The sequence below is a fragment of the Allobosea lupini genome (assembly GCF_900109525.1).
GTDB classification, from domain to species: domain Bacteria; phylum Pseudomonadota; class Alphaproteobacteria; order Rhizobiales; family Beijerinckiaceae; genus Allobosea; species Allobosea lupini.
In genome coordinates this window covers 643,901-661,394 of the sequence record NZ_FOAN01000002.1, presented here as the reverse complement: position 1 = coordinate 661,394, position 17,494 = coordinate 643,901, and the positions used below count along the sequence as shown (strand labels likewise).

The 17,494-nt window shown below is 67.0% G+C and carries 17 protein-coding genes; 10 read left to right on the top strand and 7 right to left on the bottom strand.

The window, feature by feature from the left end; genetic code table 11:
- Positions 1-9 precede the first annotated feature (9 nt).
- Positions 10-837, bottom strand: coding sequence for a 3'(2'),5'-bisphosphate nucleotidase CysQ (locus BMZ21_RS08695; protein WP_091831886.1), 828 nt, complete (start codon positions 835-837; stop codon positions 10-12).
- Between the two features lie 288 nt (positions 838-1,125).
- On the opposite strand from BMZ21_RS08695, the gene BMZ21_RS08690 reads away from it, so the two are divergent.
- Positions 1,126-1,614: a DUF6101 family protein gene (locus BMZ21_RS08690; protein ID WP_143079678.1), complete on the top strand. Its 489-nt coding sequence runs from the start codon at positions 1,126-1,128 to the stop codon at positions 1,612-1,614.
- Between the two features lie 87 nt (positions 1,615-1,701).
- On the opposite strand, the gene ubiA is transcribed toward BMZ21_RS08690, so the two are convergent.
- A complete protein-coding gene (gene ubiA / locus BMZ21_RS08685) occupies positions 1,702-2,652 on the bottom strand; it encodes a 4-hydroxybenzoate octaprenyltransferase (RefSeq protein WP_091831882.1) in 951 nt (316 codons plus the stop codon).
- 15 nt (positions 2,653-2,667) lie between these two features.
- A complete protein-coding gene (locus BMZ21_RS08680; protein WP_143079677.1) occupies positions 2,668-3,222 on the bottom strand; it encodes a hypothetical protein in 555 nt (184 codons plus the stop codon).
- 91 nt (positions 3,223-3,313) lie between these two features.
- Here BMZ21_RS08680 and BMZ21_RS08675 point away from each other — a divergent pair, with 91 nt between their 5' ends.
- The 7 genes from BMZ21_RS08675 (at position 3,314) to BMZ21_RS08645 (ending at position 9,619) form a co-directional block, all read left to right on the top strand.
- Entirely contained in the window at positions 3,314-4,054 is a 741-nt protein-coding gene (locus BMZ21_RS08675; protein ID WP_091832442.1) for a 16S rRNA (uracil(1498)-N(3))-methyltransferase, read from the top strand.
- Between the two features lie 167 nt (positions 4,055-4,221).
- On the top strand, positions 4,222-5,406 hold the full coding sequence (locus BMZ21_RS08670; protein WP_091831878.1) for a carboxylate-amine ligase: 1,185 nt from the start codon (positions 4,222-4,224) through the stop codon (positions 5,404-5,406).
- A gap of 215 nt (positions 5,407-5,621) precedes the next feature.
- A complete protein-coding gene (locus BMZ21_RS08665) occupies positions 5,622-7,007 on the top strand; it encodes a glutamate--cysteine ligase (RefSeq protein ID WP_091831876.1) in 1,386 nt (461 codons plus the stop codon).
- 101 nt (positions 7,008-7,108) lie between these two features.
- Positions 7,109-7,273 carry a Flp family type IVb pilin gene (locus BMZ21_RS08660; RefSeq protein ID WP_244543754.1) on the top strand — a complete coding sequence of 55 codons (165 nt, stop codon included), beginning with the start codon at positions 7,109-7,111 and terminating at the stop codon, positions 7,271-7,273.
- A gap of 233 nt (positions 7,274-7,506) precedes the next feature.
- Positions 7,507-8,595, top strand: coding sequence for a TadE/TadG family type IV pilus assembly protein (locus BMZ21_RS08655; protein ID WP_091831873.1), 1,089 nt, complete (start codon positions 7,507-7,509; stop codon positions 8,593-8,595).
- On the top strand, positions 8,592-9,080 hold the full coding sequence (locus tag BMZ21_RS08650; protein ID WP_143079676.1) for a TadE/TadG family type IV pilus assembly protein: 489 nt from the start codon (positions 8,592-8,594) through the stop codon (positions 9,078-9,080). The genes BMZ21_RS08655 and BMZ21_RS08650 overlap by 4 nt, the downstream gene beginning before the upstream one ends.
- Complete coding sequence (locus tag BMZ21_RS08645; RefSeq protein ID WP_143079675.1) at positions 9,080-9,619, top strand: TadE/TadG family type IV pilus assembly protein; 540 nt, start codon at positions 9,080-9,082, stop codon at positions 9,617-9,619. The genes BMZ21_RS08650 and BMZ21_RS08645 overlap by 1 nt, the downstream gene beginning before the upstream one ends.
- Positions 9,620-9,626: 7 nt before the next feature.
- Here the strand turns inward: BMZ21_RS08645 and BMZ21_RS08640 are convergent, their stop codons facing one another.
- The gene (locus BMZ21_RS08640; protein ID WP_091832439.1) at positions 9,627-10,508 is read right to left on the bottom strand and encodes a LysR substrate-binding domain-containing protein; all 882 of its coding nucleotides are present in this window, start codon (positions 10,506-10,508) and stop codon (positions 9,627-9,629) included.
- Between the two features lie 163 nt (positions 10,509-10,671).
- Between BMZ21_RS08640 and BMZ21_RS08635 the strand changes: the two genes are divergently transcribed.
- Positions 10,672-11,037 (top strand): DUF1127 domain-containing protein, encoded by a 366-nt coding sequence (locus BMZ21_RS08635; RefSeq protein ID WP_167561573.1) that lies wholly within the window; start codon positions 10,672-10,674, stop codon positions 11,035-11,037.
- A 251-nt stretch (positions 11,038-11,288) separates the two neighbouring features.
- Positions 11,289-13,124 (top strand): methyl-accepting chemotaxis protein, encoded by a 1,836-nt coding sequence (locus tag BMZ21_RS08630; protein ID WP_167561572.1) that lies wholly within the window; start codon positions 11,289-11,291, stop codon positions 13,122-13,124.
- Between the two features lie 61 nt (positions 13,125-13,185).
- On the opposite strand, the gene BMZ21_RS08625 is transcribed toward BMZ21_RS08630, so the two are convergent.
- The 3 genes from BMZ21_RS08625 to BMZ21_RS08615 all read right to left on the bottom strand — a co-directional run bounded on the left by BMZ21_RS08625 (position 13,186) and on the right by BMZ21_RS08615 (position 17,494).
- Positions 13,186-14,094: a DUF937 domain-containing protein gene (locus BMZ21_RS08625; protein WP_208862237.1), complete on the bottom strand. Its 909-nt coding sequence runs from the start codon at positions 14,092-14,094 to the stop codon at positions 13,186-13,188.
- 164 nt (positions 14,095-14,258) lie between these two features.
- The gene (locus BMZ21_RS08620) at positions 14,259-15,632 is read right to left on the bottom strand and encodes an MATE family efflux transporter (protein ID WP_244543753.1); all 1,374 of its coding nucleotides are present in this window, start codon (positions 15,630-15,632) and stop codon (positions 14,259-14,261) included.
- Positions 15,629-17,494 (bottom strand): monovalent cation:proton antiporter-2 (CPA2) family protein, encoded by a 1,866-nt coding sequence (locus tag BMZ21_RS08615; RefSeq protein WP_091831861.1) that lies wholly within the window; start codon positions 17,492-17,494, stop codon positions 15,629-15,631. Before BMZ21_RS08615 ends, BMZ21_RS08620 begins: the two co-directional genes overlap by 4 nt.

Genomic DNA, 17,494 nt, shown 5'->3' with positions numbered 1-17,494 from the left:
CGCCGCGCTTCAGCTCCGCTGCGGCTGGCTCTCGCGCAGCCGGCGCAGCGCCTGCGCGAGTGAGGTGGCAAGACTGGTTCCAGACGCCATCAGCATGCCGTGGACCGGTATCTCGCGGTTATAGCTGAGCGCTTCGCCATCGGAGGTCGTGACCTGGCCGCCGGCCTCCTTGAGCACGAGATCGGCGGCGGCGAGATCCCAGTCGCGCGCATCCGGTGACACGAGCCCGGCATCGATCGTGCCGTCGGCAATGCGGGTCAGGCGCAGCGCCAGCGACGGAATCTTGTCCGTGGCGACGAAATCCTGCTGGCGGGCGAGGGCGTCGAGGATTGGTTTTGGGCCTGCGATGCGGGCACCGGCGAGCGTCGTGAGCCCGTTCGCGCGGATCGGCTTGCCGTTGCTCTGCGCTCCACCGCCGCTGACCGCCGTATAGGTCGTCGTCCCTGCCGGCGCATGCACCACGCCGAGGATGGGGCGCCCTTCGTCGAGCAGGGCGACGCAGACCGCCCAATCGGCCGAGCCCGCCATGTAGGCGCGGGTGCCGTCGATCGGATCGACCACCCAGACGAAGCGGCGCGACAGCCGGATCGTGTCGTCAGCCGTTTCCTCCGAAAGCCAGGCGGCTTCCGGCAGCAGCGCCGCGAGGCGGACATGCAGGAAGGTATCGACACCGATATCGGCTTCGGTCACCGGCGAGCCGCCGGCCTTCGACCAGGTCTTGGCGACGGTATTCGCCCCGGGGCGGAACAGGTCGAGCGCGAGACCTCCGGCCTCGCGGCAGGCGGCTTCGACGGCGGCCAACAGATCCCCGGCGATCGGCAATGGTGTGGATGTCATCGCACTTCGTTACGGCCTTGCGGGGCGGCTGAACAAGGAAAAAGCCACCATCGGGAGAAAGATTCCGTCAAGCATCAACCGGGAAACAAACCGCAAAAGGGCGGAAAACCGCTTCAACACCTTTGTTTAACCCTCAAGCTTAAGCGCTCGGACAATCCTTCCGGCCACTCTCCTCCCTGCAGAGCACGAGAACCCCGCATCCACAGAGGGTTCCGGGCAGCAGGGATTAAGAGAGAGGCGTTAAAACCGATGGCCAGCGTCACGCCGGCTGCTGGGGAGGCTGGCTGCGTGCCTGCCTTCCCCAGCAGCGCGCATAATCAGAGCGGGCAGCCCTCGCAGTCGGCGCAAGCGCCGCAGCAGCAAAATAGCCCACGCATCGAGCGTGTCGGGCCGGTGCGTATCCTGCGTGGCGGCAAGGGCTGGCGCGGCATCGCGCTGCGCCTCGCCGGCGGCGCGATCGCCGACGATGACCGTTTTCAGGTTGCTCTGACCGCGGGCGATGGCCGTTCGGTCGTTGTCGCCGTGCTCGATCAGGACGATGCCATCGCCGTCTGGCGCGATGCCGGCCGCACGAGCGGCCTGCCGCTGCTGCTCGAAACCAGTGACGGCGCGATCACCGAACCTTATCCGCAGCTCGGCCGGGTCGCGCTCGGCGCGGTCCGCATCCGCCGCCGGCATGCTCTGCTCGCCGGCCGCCGCCCGCGCTTCCTGACGCGGCGCAAGACCGGCCGCCTGCCGGAGCGCCCCGTGGTGATCCGCGGCGAGATCCTGTCCTAGAGCAGGATGGCTTAGCGCAGAAGCAAGCCGTCATTCCGGGCTCGATCCTTTTGGATTGCCCTGGAATGACCGAGTGATTTTCGGTCGCTAGAACGCGAACTTCACCAGCGCATCGAGTGCGAAGCCGGCCGCCAGCAACAGGCCGGCATGCCAGTTCGACCGGAACAGCTTCAACGCCGCAGGCCCGTCTGCCCCGGCGATGCTGTGGACCTGCCAGCCGAGGTGCAGCGCGAACAGCGCCACTCCGATGAAGGCGACCGGCCCCGCCCCCGCGAACCAGGCGGCGACGCCGGCGAGCGCGATCGTCATGCCGTAGCAGAGCCCGACCGCCTGCTGGGTGAAGGCGCCAAAATAGCGGGCGCTCGACTTGATCCCGGCGATGACGTCGTCCTCGATGTCCTGCATCGCATAGATCGTATCGTATCCGATGGTCCAGAACACCGCAGCGGCGTAGATCAGATAGGCCGGCGCATCGAGCTGGCCGAACACCGCGCTCCAGCCGACGAGTCCACCCCAGGAAAAGGCGAGGCCGAGCACGAATTGCGGCATGTTCGTGATCCGCTTCATGAACGGATAGATCGCGACGATCGCCAGCGAGGCGATGCCGGCGATCACCGTGAAGCGGTTGAACTGCAGCAGGATGACGAGGCCGACGAGGGACAGCCCGACCATGAAGGCGGCGGCTTGCTTCGGGCTGACCTGGCCGGAGGGCAGGGGACGGCCGCGGGTGCGCGCCACCTGCGCGTCGAGCTTGCGATCGACGATGTCGTTGAAGGTGGAGCCGGCGCCGCGCATCACGATCGCGCCGATCAGGAACAGCAGGCAGTGCCAGAGGTTCGGGACAGGCAGTCCTGCCGCGACAGCGGCAAGCCCCGCTGCCCACCAGCACGGCAGCAGCAGGAGCTGCCATCCGACCGGGCGCTCGATCCGGGCGAGCTTGAGATAGGGCCGTAGTCCCGAAGGCGCCTTCGTATCGACCCAATGTCCTTTCAGGGCGTCGGGAAGCGGTGCGTCAGCGAGTGGAGGCGAGGGTGCCATATTGGCACCGCCGGATCAGAGCGCGCCCTGCGGCACGCGCATCGGGCCGCCGGTGATGGAATCGGCGCCGCCGAACGGGTTGGCGCCCTGCTGTTGCTGCGCCTGCTGCTGCGCGCGTCGCTGCATCTGCGCCTGCTGCTTCACCGCATTGCAGGCCTGGCCGCGGATGGCGCCGGCCTTCTCGTTGTCGGCCTTCATGCCGTCGACGAAGCTCGCCGGAATCTGGCACCAGTCCTGGTTGGCGGACGCGAACTTGATCAAGGTATTGCCGTTGCCGACAAGCCGACCGAGGATGCCGCAGGCCTGCTGGGGCGTCATTTTGCGCTTGGCCTTCGCGTTCGCGTTGAGCTGCCCGACGATCGACTGGCGCTCCTGCATGAGCTTCTGGATGTTCTCGCAGCCCGAGGGCACCTGCGCGAATGCCGGCTCGGCCAGGGCCAGCCCAGCCAGCGCCACTGCCAGCTTCAGGGTCGCGTATCGCCGCATCATCCGCTCCGCTCTTGTCCCGTCACCCACGCCCGTCCCGGCGTCGCGGGCCTTTCCATAACAGTGAGAGCCGTGCGCCAACAAGCGCCGGCTCGCATTTCACCGAGATTGCTTGCCGATAGCGTGGGATTGTGGCGACTTTCGCGCCGTTATGACGGGATCGGATTCGAAGAGCATGCGGGATTTCACCAAGCACCGGCTGTACAGCGAGGCGCCGTTGGCACCGGGCGCCGTGCTGGACCTCGCGCGCGACCAAGCCAATTATCTGCTGAACGTGCTGCGGTTGCGCAGCGGCGACACCATCCTCGTCTTCAACGGCCGCGACGGCGAATGGCTCTGCGCGATCCGGGTGGAAGGACGCAAACAGGCCAGTCTGGAGGCGCTGAACCAAACCCGCCCGCAGCCGCCCGCGCCCGGTCTTCTCTACCTTTTCGCGCCGCTGAAGCATGCGCGGCTCGACTACATGGCCCAGAAGGCGGTCGAGATGGGGGCGGGCGTACTTCAGCCGGTGCTGACCCGCTTCACTCAGGTCTCGCGGCTCAATCTCGACCGGCTCGCCGCCAATGCGGTAGAAGCGGCCGAGCAATGCGGTATCCTCGCTCTACCGGAGATCAGAGCAGAGCAGCCGCTCGCGGCAGCGCTCGCCGGGCTCGAGCCGGAGCGGCTGCTGGTCTTCTGCGACGAGGCGCAGGAGCCGCAGAGTCCGATCGCCGCCTTGCAGAAGGCCCCCCGCGGGCCGATCGCCCTGTTGATCGGCCCGGAAGGCGGCTTCGACGAATCGGAGCGCGCTCTGATTCTGCAGCGCGAGCGGGTGCTGCGCCTGTCGCTTGGCCCGCGCATTCTCCGAGCGGATACGGCGGCAGTCGCGGCGCTCGCCGTCGTGCAGGCGACATTGGGCGACTGGTCCGCCAGATAACTCCGCAACTTGCGTGCCGTCGGCTCCTCTCCCGCTGTTCGGAACGCGGCGGCCGCTTCCGCGTTTAGGCGTGAAAACTGCGCGGCTGGTCGCAGTTCCGACTCATTGACTGGCAGTCTGGCGCCGCTGCTTCGCTCCGGGGCGGCGCGCCACGGGGGAGAGACATCATGGTGAGCAGCGCCTACCGCTTCGGTATCGAGGAAGAGTACTTCCTGTCCGATGCCGCAAGCCGCGGCGCCGTGCGCAAGATCGCACCGCGTTTCATCGAGGCGGCGCAGGCTGCCTTTCCCGAGGAGTTGCAGCGCGAGATGCTGCAATCGCAGATCGAGGTGGCGACGCCGGTCTGCGAGAGGATGACACAGGCCCGCCATTCGCTGCGGCGGCTGCGCGCGGGGTTGGCTGCGATCGCGCGCGAGCACGATATGCTGTTGCTTGCCTGCGGTACTCATCCGAGCGCCGTCTGGGCTCGCCAGCGCGCCACCGAGGCCAAGCGCTACGATGGCATCATGCGCGACCTTCAGATGCTCGGAAGCCGCAACCAGCTCTGCGGCTTGCATGTCCATGTCGAGGTGCCGGACGAGGATCAGCGCATCTCGATCATGGTCCGGATGCTGCCTTTCCTGCCTCTGCTGCTCGCGCTCTCGACCTCCTCGCCGTTCTGGCAGGGGCGACGGACCGGGCTGATGGGCTATCGGCTCTGTGCCTATGCGGAACTGCCGCGCACCGGCCTGCCGGAGCTCTTTGCCGATGCCGCAGATTATCGCGCCTATGTCGATACCATGGTCGCCGCCGGCGCGATGCGCGATTCCAGCTTCGTCTGGTGGGCGATCCGTCCCTCGGATCGGCACCCGACGCTGGAGTTGCGCGTTGCCGACAGCTGCACGCGGCTCGACGACACGCTTGCCATCACCGCTCTCTATCGCTGCCTGGTACGCCATCTCGCCCGCAAGCCCGGGCTCAACGCCGACCTCACTGCCGCCTCGCGCGCCCTCGCTGGCGAGAACATCTGGCGTGCCCAGCGCTACGGCCTGCATGGCGGCTTCGTCTGTGAGAAGCGCCGCGCCATGCTGCCCGTCGGACAGGTGCTGGACGAGGTGCTGGCCCTGCTCGATGAGGATGCCGCTGCGCTCGGCTGCGGCCTCGACCTCGCCCATTGCCGTAGCATCGTCGCAGGCGGCACCAGCGCCGACATGCAACTGGCGATCTTCGAGGAGGCCCGCGCCGGTACGGGCGGCCAGAACGCCGGACTCGTCGCCGTCACCGACTGGATCGCCGCGCAGACGCGTACGGATGATGCGGATGATGACGGGTTCGTGCCGAAGGGTGCAAATCTGCTGCGCGGAGCCGCTTGACCGCTTCGCGATCATGCATTGATGCAAGGTCGGCGTGCGCTCGCACGCGTTTGCGGTCGTTGTCGGATCAACGCCGCTCGCCTATTGCTGGCGCTCCTCAGCGCATGGCGCGGCGGGAGCACCAGCTCCCGCTGCCCGTGCCGCACTTGATCCGGCGCGTTGCCCGGCTGCCAGATCGGCAGGCGGCGCGCCGGTGCACGCATGCCGGAGCGCCCATGGCCCGCGACGTATCCGATTCGACTCCGATCAGCTCGAAGGCCGAACTCGTCGGCTGGATCGCGCAGGGTGAGAAACCGGCCTCCGAATTCAGGCTCGGCACCGAGCACGAGAAGTTCCCGTTCTATCGCGACGATCTCAGCCCCGTTCCCTATGAGGGCGCTGCTGCCGGCCGCAGCGGCGGCATCCGGCAATTGCTGGAGGGCATGCAGGCCCGCCTCGGTTGGGAGCCGATCCTGGATGCCGGCCATGTCATCGGCCTGGCCGGCCCGGATGGCGGCGGCGCGATCTCGCTCGAGCCTGGTGGCCAGTTCGAGCTCTCCGGCGCGCCGCTTGCAAATGTGCATGAGACGGCCAGCGAGCTCGACCAGCACCTCGCGGATGTGAAGGCGGTCGCCGAGCCGCACGGCATCGGCTTCCTGCCGCTCGGCCACTCGCCGCTCTGGACCCGCGAGCAGACGCCGATGATGCCGAAGCGGCGCTACCAGATCATGAAGAACTACATGCCGAAGGTCGGCACGCGCGGCCTCGACATGATGTTTCGCACCTGTACCGTCCAGGTGAATCTCGATTTCGCCGACGAGGCCGACATGGTGCGCAAGCTGCGGGTCTCCCTCGCCTTGCAGCCGCTGGCTGCGGCGCTCTTTGCCGCCTCGCCTTTCAGCGACGGCAAGCTCAACGGCTTCCAGTCGATGCGCTCCGAGATCTGGCGCGACACCGACAATGCCCGCTCCGGCATGCTACCCTTCGCCTTCGACGAGGGCATGTCCTACGAGGCCTATGTCGACTGGGCGCTCGACGTGCCCCTGTATTTCGTCAAGCGCGGCGACATCTATCACGACGTCGCCGGCGCCTCCTTCCGTGACCTGCTCGCCGGCAAGCTTCCGCAACTGCCGGGCGAGCGGGCCACCATGTCGGACTGGGTCAACCACCTCGGCACCCTGTTCCCGGAGGTGCGGCTGAAGCGCTATATCGAGATGCGCGGCGCCGATGCCGGCCCGGTCGAGATGCTGAACGCGCTGCCGGCCTTCTGGGTCGGCCTGCTCTATGACGATGCTGCGCTCGCAGCCGCCTGGGACCTGGTCAAGGGCTGGAGCGCCGAGGACCGTCAGCAACTGCGCGACACTGTGCCGAAGGCCGGACTCAACACCAGGATCGCGAACCGTCCGCTGCGCGAGCTCGCCCGCGAGGTAGTCGAGCTGTCGCGCGCCGGTCTCGTTCGCCGGGCTCGGCTCGACGACAAAGGCCGTGACGAGGCGATCTATCTCGAGCCGGTCATCGCCATTGCCCAGAGCGGCCGCACGCTCGCCGAGCGTCTGGCTGTGCGTGAGCAGGGGGCCTGGGGCGGAAAGGTCGAGCCGGTCTTCCCGGAACTCGCGCTGTAGGCGCTGAAGGCGAGCGAGACATTCGCCGGTGATCGCGTGTTTTGCGCTTCGGATTAACCAATTATCCGGAGTTTTGGGCTAATCTGGCGGGTATGGAACGCTTGTCCGCCCTGGCCCTCGAATTCCTGCGTGACCGCCGCGGCGCGACTGCGCTCGAATACGGCTTCATCGCGTTCTTCGTCTCGATCGCTGCGATCGCGACGATCCGGCAGATCGGCCCGCTGCTGAACGCGAAATACGCCAGCATTCTGCCCGGTCTCCAGTAGGATAGCTCTGCGGTCGCCTGCCAGGGCGTATCGGTCTTGCTCGCTCGCGCTGCAGCTCTCCTTTCAGTTTTAAGCGCATTTTACCATATCGCCGGAAGGTCACGCTGCCAGGCGGGTTTTCGCAGCGATACCAGCGACATTCACGGGTTTCGGAAAGGTTTTCTCAATCGCCCCGTACCTAACGTTCAGGCAACCGTCCTGTCGTTCGCCTGTCCCGTTTGCGAGGCCCCCCAATGCCCGGCCTGTTCCGATCTCTCCTGACGGATGTGCGCGGCGTCAGCGCGCTGATGTTCGGGCTCGCCGCACCTGCGATCGCGCTTGCCGTCGGCGGAGGCATCGATCTCAGCCAGGCCGCGGCGCGGCGCCAGCGCATCGCCAGCGCCGTCGAGATCGGGTGCCGGGCGGCTTCGCTGGAGATCAATTTCCAGTCGCGGCAGACGGGGGCTGATCCGAAGAAGGACTATACTTCGGTCGCGAACACCAAGATCCGGGAGAGTGTCAACGGCTTGTCCCAGCCCGGTGTGACGGGTGTCAACGTGACCGCTACGCTCGCCAACAACATCATCACGGCCGTCGCGACGGCCGCAAGTGCCAACGCTTTCGGCGGCATACTGGGCTACAATACGGTAGCGCTCCGCGTCGAACGGAACTGCAATTATGTGGTCGGTACGCCCGGGACGCCGACGCCAACCGGCACGGTTCTGTTCGTCGAATCCTTCGAGACCGGACACAATGTCGCGTCGAACAGCTGGACCGTGCTGAACAACTGGAACGGCTGGACGACCCAGAGCGGCAAGGGTGGCATCGAGATCAACGGCATCCCGGAGCTCGCGGCCAATACCATCCGCTTCGGCAACTTCTTCGCCGAGCTCGACTCGCACTGCTACACCTCAGGCTGCAAGACCAATTCGAACATGTGGCGCGAGTTCACGCTTGAGGTCGGCGACTACGAATTGAGCTACTGGTACATTTCGCGTGTTCGCAACGCAGCTTATGCCGGCCAGACGCTGTGCGCCTACAGCACCGACGCGAAGGCGGTGTGGGACAAGCTCAAGGCGGCGACCTGGGAAAGCCAGACCAACCGCATCGAGGCCTTTTTCCAGAAGAAGTCGGGTTCCTACTCCACGCCTTCCAAGGACGTGGACAAGGCCACCGACCAGGTCGACGTCTGCGTCCACACCGACAAATGGACCGAGCGGAAGATTCCGCTGAAGGTCACGACGAAGGGCACCTATCGCATCTTCTTCCAGGCAGCAGGCCGTGAGGACACCTATGGCGGCCTGATCGACTACATCCGCTTCTGCAGCGGCAGCTGCCCGTGAGAGTGCCTGACCATATGGGCGGCGATACTCCGCTGATCGGCAAGGCGCACTTGCGCGCATTCCGTCGCGACATCGCAGGCTCGACGGCGATCGAGTTCGCCTTCATCGGGATGGCGTTCGTCGTCCTGCTGCTGGGCATTCTCCAGTTCGCGCTCGCCTTCATGGCGCAGATGTACATCCATGATGCCGTATCCGACGCGGCCACCGGCAGGACTGCCGGTACCTATGCGGGAAACCGGGCGCAGGTGAAGAACCAGATTTGCGGCCGATTGATCGCGATCGACAATTGCGTCGGCAGTCTTCTCCTCGAAACGCAGCCGCTGGCGAATTATGCAGCCGGGTCGCAACCGATCACTGGCGCGACCTTTGTCGCCGGCACTTCCGGGACGATGATGCTGATCCGGGCAAAGGCGCAGGTGATCACCTTCGTGCCGGGGCTGCCGACGCTGCACGTCACCGGAGCCGCACTCTATACGAGGCCGTAATGAGACGTTCCTTCGGATTGTTCAGGCGATCGCGGCGCCGGCACGGATTGATCCGCGATCAGCGTGGCGTCGCCGCGATCGAGTTCGCTCTGATCAGCACCGCCATGTTCGCCTTGCTTTCGGGCGCGGTCGACGTCACCCAGGCGATCACCATTCAGCGTGACCTCAACCGGTTCGCGGCAGAGGTCGCGCAGGCCATTGCCGGCTCCTGCAAGGGGGCGGCGAGCTGCGCGGCAGCGGCGATGGAGACCATCCGGGCGCGGCAAGGCAACATCGCGCCCAAGCTCGCGACTATCCAGCTCGGCATCGCGAATTTCGATCGGGCCAACAACCGGATCGAGAACATCATCGGTACGATGACCTATCTGCCGGCCGACATGAATACCCAGGCATTGGCGATGATGGCGAACGGTGACAAGGGCGTAGCGGTGCTCGCGACCTATACCCACACGCCGATCATTCTCGGCCTCGCCGATGACTGGGGCTTCACGACCAAGACCTTCACCGCCAAGAGCGTTGTTCTCGCCGCTCGCCCCTGACCGTCGCCTACTCCGCCGCCACCTTGAAGCTCTGCAGGTTGTCCAGGCTCTGGATGATGTGCTCGGCGAGCGCGTTCGACAGGATCGAGGGGTCGTGCCGCGTGCGCAGCAGGCCGATCTTGCAGGAGGGCAGGGTTGAGAAGCCCTCGGCTGGGCCCAGGATGCGCATGCCCGGCCGGACAGCGCTCTCCGGCAGCACCGAGACGGCGAGGCCCGCCACCACCGCGGCGCCGACCGCGGTCGAGTTCCAGCTGGCATAAAGCACGCGGAAGCGCCTGCCCTTGCTCTCCAGCGCCTCGACAGCCGCCTGGCGCCAGTTGCAGGTCGGGCGGCCCAGCGCCAGCGGCAGCGGGTCTTCCTCATGCACGCAATGACGGGCCGAGGTCACCCAGAGCAGCGGCTCGATCCGGATGATCTCGCCCTGGCCGCGCCCTTCGACATGGGTAATGATCGCAAGGTCGATGTCGCCGCCGCCGATCCGTTCCGCCAGCATCGGCGTCGGCTCGCAGACAACGGTGACCTCGGTGCGCGGGTTGGAGCGGGCGAAGCGCGCCAGGATCTCCGGCAGATAGCGGTCGGCATAGTCATCCGGGACGCCTAGCCGGATGCGGCCCTTCAGATCGGCCTCGGTGAAGCTCGCGACGCATTCGAGGTTGAGCCGGACGATGCGGCGGGCATAGTCCAGCAGGCGCTCGCCATCCTCGGTCAGCTTGGCGTGGCGCCCGTCGCGGCCGAAGAGCGGGCGGCCGACCCGCTCCTCCAGCCGCTTCATCTGCATCGAAACGGCCGATTGCGTCTTGAACACGATCTCGGCGGCGCGGGTGAAAGAACCGGTATCGGCGATGGCGACGAAGGTCTTGAGCTGATCGGCGTCGAGCACATGGGCCATGCCGGCCTCCTTCAAGAGGTTCATCAAGATCGGTTGTGTTTAGCATCATAACCATTCGTTTGGCTGATGGCCAGTGCGGAGTTATCGTTTGGGCATTCTCCCGCCGATGTCAGCCGACTCGGATGGGAGGCGAGTTTCCACGTCCAACCCCGAGGAGGCTGTCATGCTGGTCATGACCTTCGTCACGAAGACCTTGTCTGCCGTTTCCGGCGGCGCGGCGCGTGCTGCCGCTCATTCGGTCACGGGCACAAAAAACCTGGTGCGCGCGTTCCTGCACCGCCGAGAGGTGATGCGCCTCAGCGAGCTCGACGAGCGCGGGCTGAAGGACATCGGCCTCGTCCGCTCCGATATCGACGGCGCACTCGCAGTCTCCTGGCTGAGCGATCCGTCGAGCGTGCTCCAGAATCGCTCCAGCCAGCAGCAGTCGGCGGCCGTGAGCCGGCGAGAGGCCGGGGTTCGACGGCCCGTGGTGATCCAGGCCGCCGTGCGGCCGGGCGCGAAGGAGATCAAGATCGCGTGCAACGCCTGACCCCTTGGCGTGACGCGTCCCTGCGGGCGGTGGCTGCGGCTGCCGCCCTTTTTTTATGCCGGAGGGGGCAGCCTCGGCTGCAATCGTTAACTGGCCTGCGCGTCACGTAACGCTTCATTCAGCAAGTTCGATCATCTTTGCGCCGCATTGCGCCGAGTACGGCGCCCCGATCCCTTGCCCCGGGGTTTTTTATGCGACGCTTTCGCTTCCGCCTGCATGACTTGAGAATCCGAACCAAGATCGCTATCCCGATGGTCGTCATGGGCGCGATCGGCATCGGCTCAGCCGTCTATGGCGCCTTCGAGTTCGGCAAGATCGAAAAGACCTATGGCGATCTGGTTTCGCAGCGTGCTGCCGCCATCCTCGATTCGGCCCGCGCCGCCAGTGGCATGACCGAGATCGTCGGCAATCTCTATCAGGCGATCGCCTATCCCGAGTTCATGAAGCAGAACACGACCAGCATCGAGAAGGTGAAGACCGCCTATGCGGCCTCGCTGCAGGCGCTGGTCGAGGCCAAGATCAGTTTTCCGCAGCGGGCCGAGAGCTTCGACGAACTGAGCCGACGCCTGCAGGCGACCAAGTCCGACATCGACCAGATCATCGCCCAGGCCGCTCGCGACGAGGACCTGCCGGCACTCTCGATCATGTCGCAGCTCGACAGGACGGTCAGCGAGATCGCCGGCGCCGCGGCAAAGGTCAACGACGAGATCAGGAAGGATACGGAAGCGACCTCGGACCTACTGGCGGCCGATGCGCGCCGCGTCACCATGGTGGCGATCGGCCTCAGCATCGCCGGCGTTTTGCTCGGCCTGATCGGCGGCGCGCTTCTGACAAGCGCCGCCATCACGCGCCCGCTGGAACGGCTCAAGCTCCGCATGGGCCAGATCGCCAATGGCGACTATGCCGCCGAGGTGGAGGGCCAGGATCGCAAGGATGAGGTCGGCGAGATGGCCCGCGCCGTCCAGGTGTTCAGGGAGAACGGCCTCGCGGTCCAGCGCCTCGAGAGCGAGACCGAGGCCAGCCGCACCGCAGTGGAGCGCCAGCGTCTCGCGGCGGAGGCCGAACGCGGCAACGCCGCGGCCGTGCAGCAACGCCTGGCGGCGGAACAGGCGGTCGTGGTCAACGCCCTGGCCGAGGGGCTGACCAGACTTTCGCAGGGGGATCTCAGCGCGCGCGTAGAAGACGAGGTCGCGGCCGACTATGCGGCGCTGAAGCAGGATTTCAACAGTGCCGTCGGTCATCTTGCGCAGACGATCGCGACGATCCAGGCGACTTCGGTCGATGTCGGCAACGCCGCGCGAGAGATCAATTCGGGCGCCGACGATCTCTCGAAGCGCACCGAGGAGCAGGCCTCCTCGCTCGAGCAGACCGCCGCCACCACCGAACAACTCGCCGCTTCGGTCAAGGCATCGGCGCAGGCTTCGCGCCAGGCCGCTCAGCTCGCCAACGAGGCGACGGAGGTCGCTACGAATGGTGGGGCCGTCGCCGGCCAGGCGGTCGATGCGATGGCGCGGATCGAACAGACCTCGCGCAAGATCTCCGACATTACGTCGGTGATCGACGAGATCGCCTTCCAGACCAATCTGCTCGCGCTCAACGCCGCGGTCGAGGCGGCTCGGGCCGGAGACGCCGGCAAGGGCTTCGCCGTCGTCGCCTCGGAGGTGCGCACGTTGGCTCAGCGTTCGGCCGACGCCGCCAAGGACATCAAGGGCCTGATAGGTGAGTCAGGTGTCGAGGTTGAGCAGGGCGTCGGGCTGGTCCGGGCTGCCGGCGAGGCGCTGAGCCGGATCGTGGAAGCTTCCAGGAAAGTCGCGGCCACGGTTTCCGACATCTCGGCAGCGGCGGCCGAGCAGGCCAATGGCATCGACGAGATGAGCCAGACCGTCGCGCATATGGACGAGATGACCCAGGCCAATGCTGCACTCGCCGAGCAGAGCGCAGCGTCCGCCGGCTCGCTCAGCGGTCAGATCAGACGGCTCAACGAGCTGGTCGCCAGTTTCCGCACCGGTGGGCACGGAGATGCCCTGGCGGGTGGTCCCGCCGAGTTCGCGCAGGCATACGATCGCGACGAGCGCCTGCGCGCCTGACGATATCCGACATCACTGAAATTGATCGACGGCGGCTTCACAGCCGCCGCTCGCTTATTCTTCAGCCCTTGCGCTGGCCGCCGCCGAGCATGGTCTCGAAGATCGAGCGCAGCGCGTCCTGCTGGCTCGCCTGGACCTGGCGGCCGTGCTCGAACATCTGGTTGAGCGCATCGAGGCCGATCGAGCCCGGGCTGGCCTCGCCCGCTGATTGGGGAGCCTGTTCCGGCTCGGGTTCGGGCGCCGGACGGCGCGATTTAGGCGCCGGCTGGGGGCTGCTCTGCGGGGCCTGCGCTTGTCCCTGCCCACCGAACATGCCGCCGAGGATCTGGCCGAAGATGTTGCCCATGTCGGCCGGCATGCCGGGCATTCCGCCGCCGAAGGGGCCGCCGCCCTGTGCCTGACCGGCCTGGGGTCGCTGCCCGCCGAACAACCCGCCGAGGATCTGCTCCCAGGGATTGGCCGCGTTCGGCTGCGGCGCCGGGGGCTGCATGCCCGGCATCTGGCCGCGCATCATCTCGGCGAACTGGCCGAGAATGCCGCCAAGACCCTGGTTGTTCACCGATTTGAACAACCCGCCCATCAGGATCGAGGCGATCACCGGCAGCATCTGCTTGAGGATCGCCATGCCGACGCCGCTTGTCGCCGCTGCCTGCGCCGCGACGGCATTGGCAACCTCCTTCGAGCCGAAGATCTGGCTCATCACGTCCTGCCCGAGCGGCAGCGCCCGGTCGGGAATGCCGTCGCCATCGCTGTCGTACATCTGGCCGAAGGGCGTCGCCGTCATCATCTGGGCGAGATTGCCGAAGGCGTAGGGATTCTGGGTCTGGCGCTGCAGCCCCATCGAGAAGGCGGGTAGCAAAGCGTCGAGCGCCGCCTGGGTCTGCTGCATCGAAAGCCCGTATTGCCGCGCCAGGTTCTGCATGGCCTGGCCGTTCTGGGCCGACTGCATCATCTCGAACAGGTTCATCATGCGCGCTCCCGAGATCATCGCGCGTCCGACCGGACGCGGTCACGATGATCTATCACATTGTGATCGCATCGGATTATTCCGAAAAGCGGATTCCACTTGTCGGTCCGATGCTATAGCGGGACCCGCCCGCTCATCCACCGGGAAACGATAGCAGCCGCCTGCCGTCAGGCAAGCGACGGCCTGGCGGCGGCCTGGGCCGTGCCTTCGAGCCGGCTGATGCCGCGATAGGCGGTGACGAGCGCGGCGATGCCGAACAGCACGGCGCCCAGCGCTGCGCCGGCAAGAGCGCCCTTGGGCCCGGCATACTGCGCGCCCAGCCAGGCGAGCGGCACCGTGCCGAGCGTGGCCCGGCCCCAGCTGAACAGCGTCGAGTAGAACGGCATGCCGAGATTGTTGAAGGCGGCGTTGGCGACGAAGAGTGCGCCGACGAAGAGCCACATCGGCCCGGCGATCAGGCAGAAGAAGGCGACCAGCTCGGCGGTCTCGCCGCCGGTGCCGAACAGCGCGGCGATCTGGTGGCGCAGCAGTGCCAGCAGCAGGCCGGCTGCGGCGACATAGGCCGCGGCGAAGCCGACCGCATCGGTCAGCGCCCGGCGCATCCGGTCATAGCGCTGCGCGCCCCAGTTCTGCGCAAGGATCGGCCCGACCGCACCCGACAGGGCGAACAGCACGCCGAAGGCGACGGGTATCAGCCGGTCGATGATCGCGGTCGCAGCGATCGCCTGGTCGCCGAAGCGGGCGATGATGGCGAAGAAGCAGGCATTGGCGATCGGATTGGCGAGATTGGTCAGGATGGCCGGAGTCGCGATCGCGAAGGTCGGCCTGACGTCACGGCGCAAAACGGGCCAGCTCGGACGTGCGATCATCTTGTGCACGCTGAGCGCGCCTCGGAAGCCGACGGCGAGGAAAACGATGCGCGAGAATACCGTCGCCCAGGCGGCGCCGTCCGGGCCGAGGCCCATGCCGAAGATCAGCAGCGGATCGAGCCCGGCCGTGACGATGCCGCCGGCGAGCGTGACATACATCGCCCGCTTGGCGTCGCCGACGGCGCGCAGGACGCCGGACAGGCCCATGCCGAGCGCCATCAGCGCATTCGACGGCAGCGTGATCCACAGGAAGGAGGTGGCGACGGTCAGCGATTCGCCATGCGCGCCGAGCTTCGGCAGGAGCCAGGGCAGCAGCGGCAGCATGACCAGGCTGAGGACCAGCCCGCAGATGGTCATCACCGTCAGCGTCGAGCCGGCGATGCGGCGTGCGCCCTCGCGGTCGCCGGCGCCGAGCGCCCGTGCCGTCAGCGCGGCAACTGCGATCATCAGCCCGACATTGATGGAGACCATCAGGTAGAGCACGATCGTGGCGTAGCCGACGCCCGCCGTCGCCTCGGGTCGGCCGAGGCGCGAGACATAGAGCAGCGACAGGAAGTCGACGACGAAGATCGCGATGAGGCCGACCGAGGCGGTCGTGGTCATCACCGCGACATGGCGCAGCGTCGAGCCGCTGACGAAGACGGCCTGTTGCGGCTTTTGCGGTGCGTTCACTCGGCCGGCTCCCCGACCCCACCGACCGCGACCTCGGCCCCGCCATCCTCGATGACGTCCTGCGTCTCCTTGGTGAGCGGCTTCGACTTGCTTTTCGGAGCGATGATCGGCTCGGGCGTGACGCGCGGCACCTTGTCGATCCCGGCGGCGATGCCCTCGCTGAACTGGATCTCCATGCGCTGCGCGTCGCGGTCGCGCACATGCTCGATCACGAAGCCGGCTTCCTCGTAGCTGAGGCCGAGCGCCTCCAGGGTCACGCGGCCGAAGCCGAGCGCCGATTCGAAGGTCTCGCGCATCTGGTAGTCGACGTCTGCGCGCATCAGGTCCATCGCGTGGACGCGGTCATAGGCGCGGGCGTGGATGCGCGCGGCCGGGAACTCGGCCTTGGCCATCTCGACGATGCGCAGCGCCGCCTGCCGATCGTCGATGCAGACGCAGATCACCTTCGCCTTGCCGGCGCCGGCGGCGCGCAGCACGTCGAGCCTGGTGCCGTCGCCATAGTAGATCTTGAAGCCGAACTTGTTGGCCGAGCGGATCCGCTCGATGTCGGAATCGATGATGGTGACGTCGAGATGCTGCAGCAGCAGCGCCTGTGTCACCACCTGGCCGAAGCGGCCGAAGCCGATCACCAGCACGGAGGGCGTCACCCCGTCGAAGGTCTCCTCGATCTCCTCGGGCGGCGGTGCATGGGCGGCGAGCCAGAGGTCGATCAGCTTGGCGGCGATCGGGCCGATCAGCATGCTCAGCGCCGCGATCGCTGTCGCCAGCGCGCCCTGCTTCTCGTTGAGCAGGCCGAGCGAGGCGGCGAGCGGCAGCAGCACGAAGGCGAACTCGCCGGCAGGCGAGAGCAGGGCGCCGGCGCGGATCGCCTCGGTGGTCGAGGAGCAGGACGCCCGCAGGATCGCCGCCGCCGCCGCGATCTTGAACAGCACCAGCAGCGGCGCCGCCAGCGCCAGCAGCAGCGCGTTCTCCGCGACAAGCTTCAGGTCGATCGACATGCCGACCGCCATGAAGAACAGGCCGAGCAGCACGCCGCGGAACGGCTCGATATCGGCTTCCAGCTCGTGCCGGAAATGCGAATCCGCCAGCAGCACGCCGGCGAGGAAGGCACCCATCGCCATCGAGAGGCCGACCTGCTCCATCAGCAGCGCCGCCCCGAGCACGACCAGCAGGGCAGCGGCCGTCATCACCTCCTTGGCGCCGGTCTTGGCCAGCAGCCGGAAGAACGGGTTCAGCGCATAGCGGCCGGCGAGCACGACGACGGCGATGGCGAGCAGGGCAAGGCCGAGGCCCGTCAGAGCCTTGGCGGAGCCGCCGCCATGGGCCGCCTCGGTCGTCGCCAGCAGCGGCAGCAGCGCCAGCATCGGCGCGATCGAGATGTCCTGGAACAGCAGGATGGAGAAGCAGCGCCGGCCATAGGGTTCGGCCCCGTCGCCGCGCTCCTCGAGCAGTTGCAGCGCGATCGAGGTGGCGGAGAGGGCGAGCGCCAGCCCGACGGCCAGCGCACCGGCGGGGCTGAGCCCCAGCTTCCAGGCGACGGCGCCGATCACCGCGGCGCTCAGCAGCATCTGCGCGAAGCCGGCGCCGAGGATGTCCTTGCGCATCGAATAGAGCCGCTCCGGCTGCAATTCGAGCCCGACCAGGAAGAGCAGCAAGACGACGCCGATCTCGGCGGTGCTGCGGATCGTATCCGGGTCCTTGATCACGGCGAGCGCCGAGGGGCCGATGACGACGCCGGCGGCGAGATAGCCCAGCACCGCCGACAGGCCGAAGCGCCGGAACAGCGGCACCGCCACCACCGCCCCTGCGCAGAAGGTCAGGATCGACGGCAGATAGCTGGCATGCGAGGCGGCATCGGCCAT

Excerpts from the sequence above, each read along its gene's own strand:
- BMZ21_RS08630 (WP_167561572.1), top strand. The coding sequence starts at position 11,289 with ATGGTCGTCATGGGCGCGATCGGCATCGGCTCAGCCGTCTATGGCGCC.
- BMZ21_RS08640 (WP_091832439.1), bottom strand. The coding sequence starts at position 10,508 with ATGGCCCATGTGCTCGACGCCGATCAGCTCAAGACCTTCGTCGCCATC.
- ubiA (WP_091831882.1), bottom strand. The coding sequence starts at position 2,652 with ATGGCACCCTCGCCTCCACTCGCTGACGCACCGCTTCCCGACGCCCTG.
- BMZ21_RS08665 (WP_091831876.1), top strand. The coding sequence starts at position 5,622 with ATGGCCCGCGACGTATCCGATTCGACTCCGATCAGCTCGAAGGCCGAA.
- BMZ21_RS08695 (WP_091831886.1), bottom strand. The coding sequence starts at position 837 with ATGACATCCACACCATTGCCGATCGCCGGGGATCTGTTGGCCGCCGTC.
- BMZ21_RS08675 (WP_091832442.1), top strand. The coding sequence starts at position 3,314 with ATGCGGGATTTCACCAAGCACCGGCTGTACAGCGAGGCGCCGTTGGCA.
- BMZ21_RS08635 (WP_167561573.1), top strand. The coding sequence starts at position 10,672 with ATGCTGGTCATGACCTTCGTCACGAAGACCTTGTCTGCCGTTTCCGGC.
- BMZ21_RS08645 (WP_143079675.1), top strand. The coding sequence starts at position 9,080 with ATGAGACGTTCCTTCGGATTGTTCAGGCGATCGCGGCGCCGGCACGGA.
- BMZ21_RS08655 (WP_091831873.1), top strand. The coding sequence starts at position 7,507 with ATGCCCGGCCTGTTCCGATCTCTCCTGACGGATGTGCGCGGCGTCAGC.
- BMZ21_RS08615 (WP_091831861.1), bottom strand. The coding sequence starts at position 17,494 with ATGGCCGATGCCGCCTCGCATGCCAGCTATCTGCCGTCGATCCTGACC.
- BMZ21_RS08625 (WP_208862237.1), bottom strand. The coding sequence starts at position 14,094 with ATGATGAACCTGTTCGAGATGATGCAGTCGGCCCAGAACGGCCAGGCC.
- BMZ21_RS08670 (WP_091831878.1), top strand. The coding sequence starts at position 4,222 with ATGGTGAGCAGCGCCTACCGCTTCGGTATCGAGGAAGAGTACTTCCTG.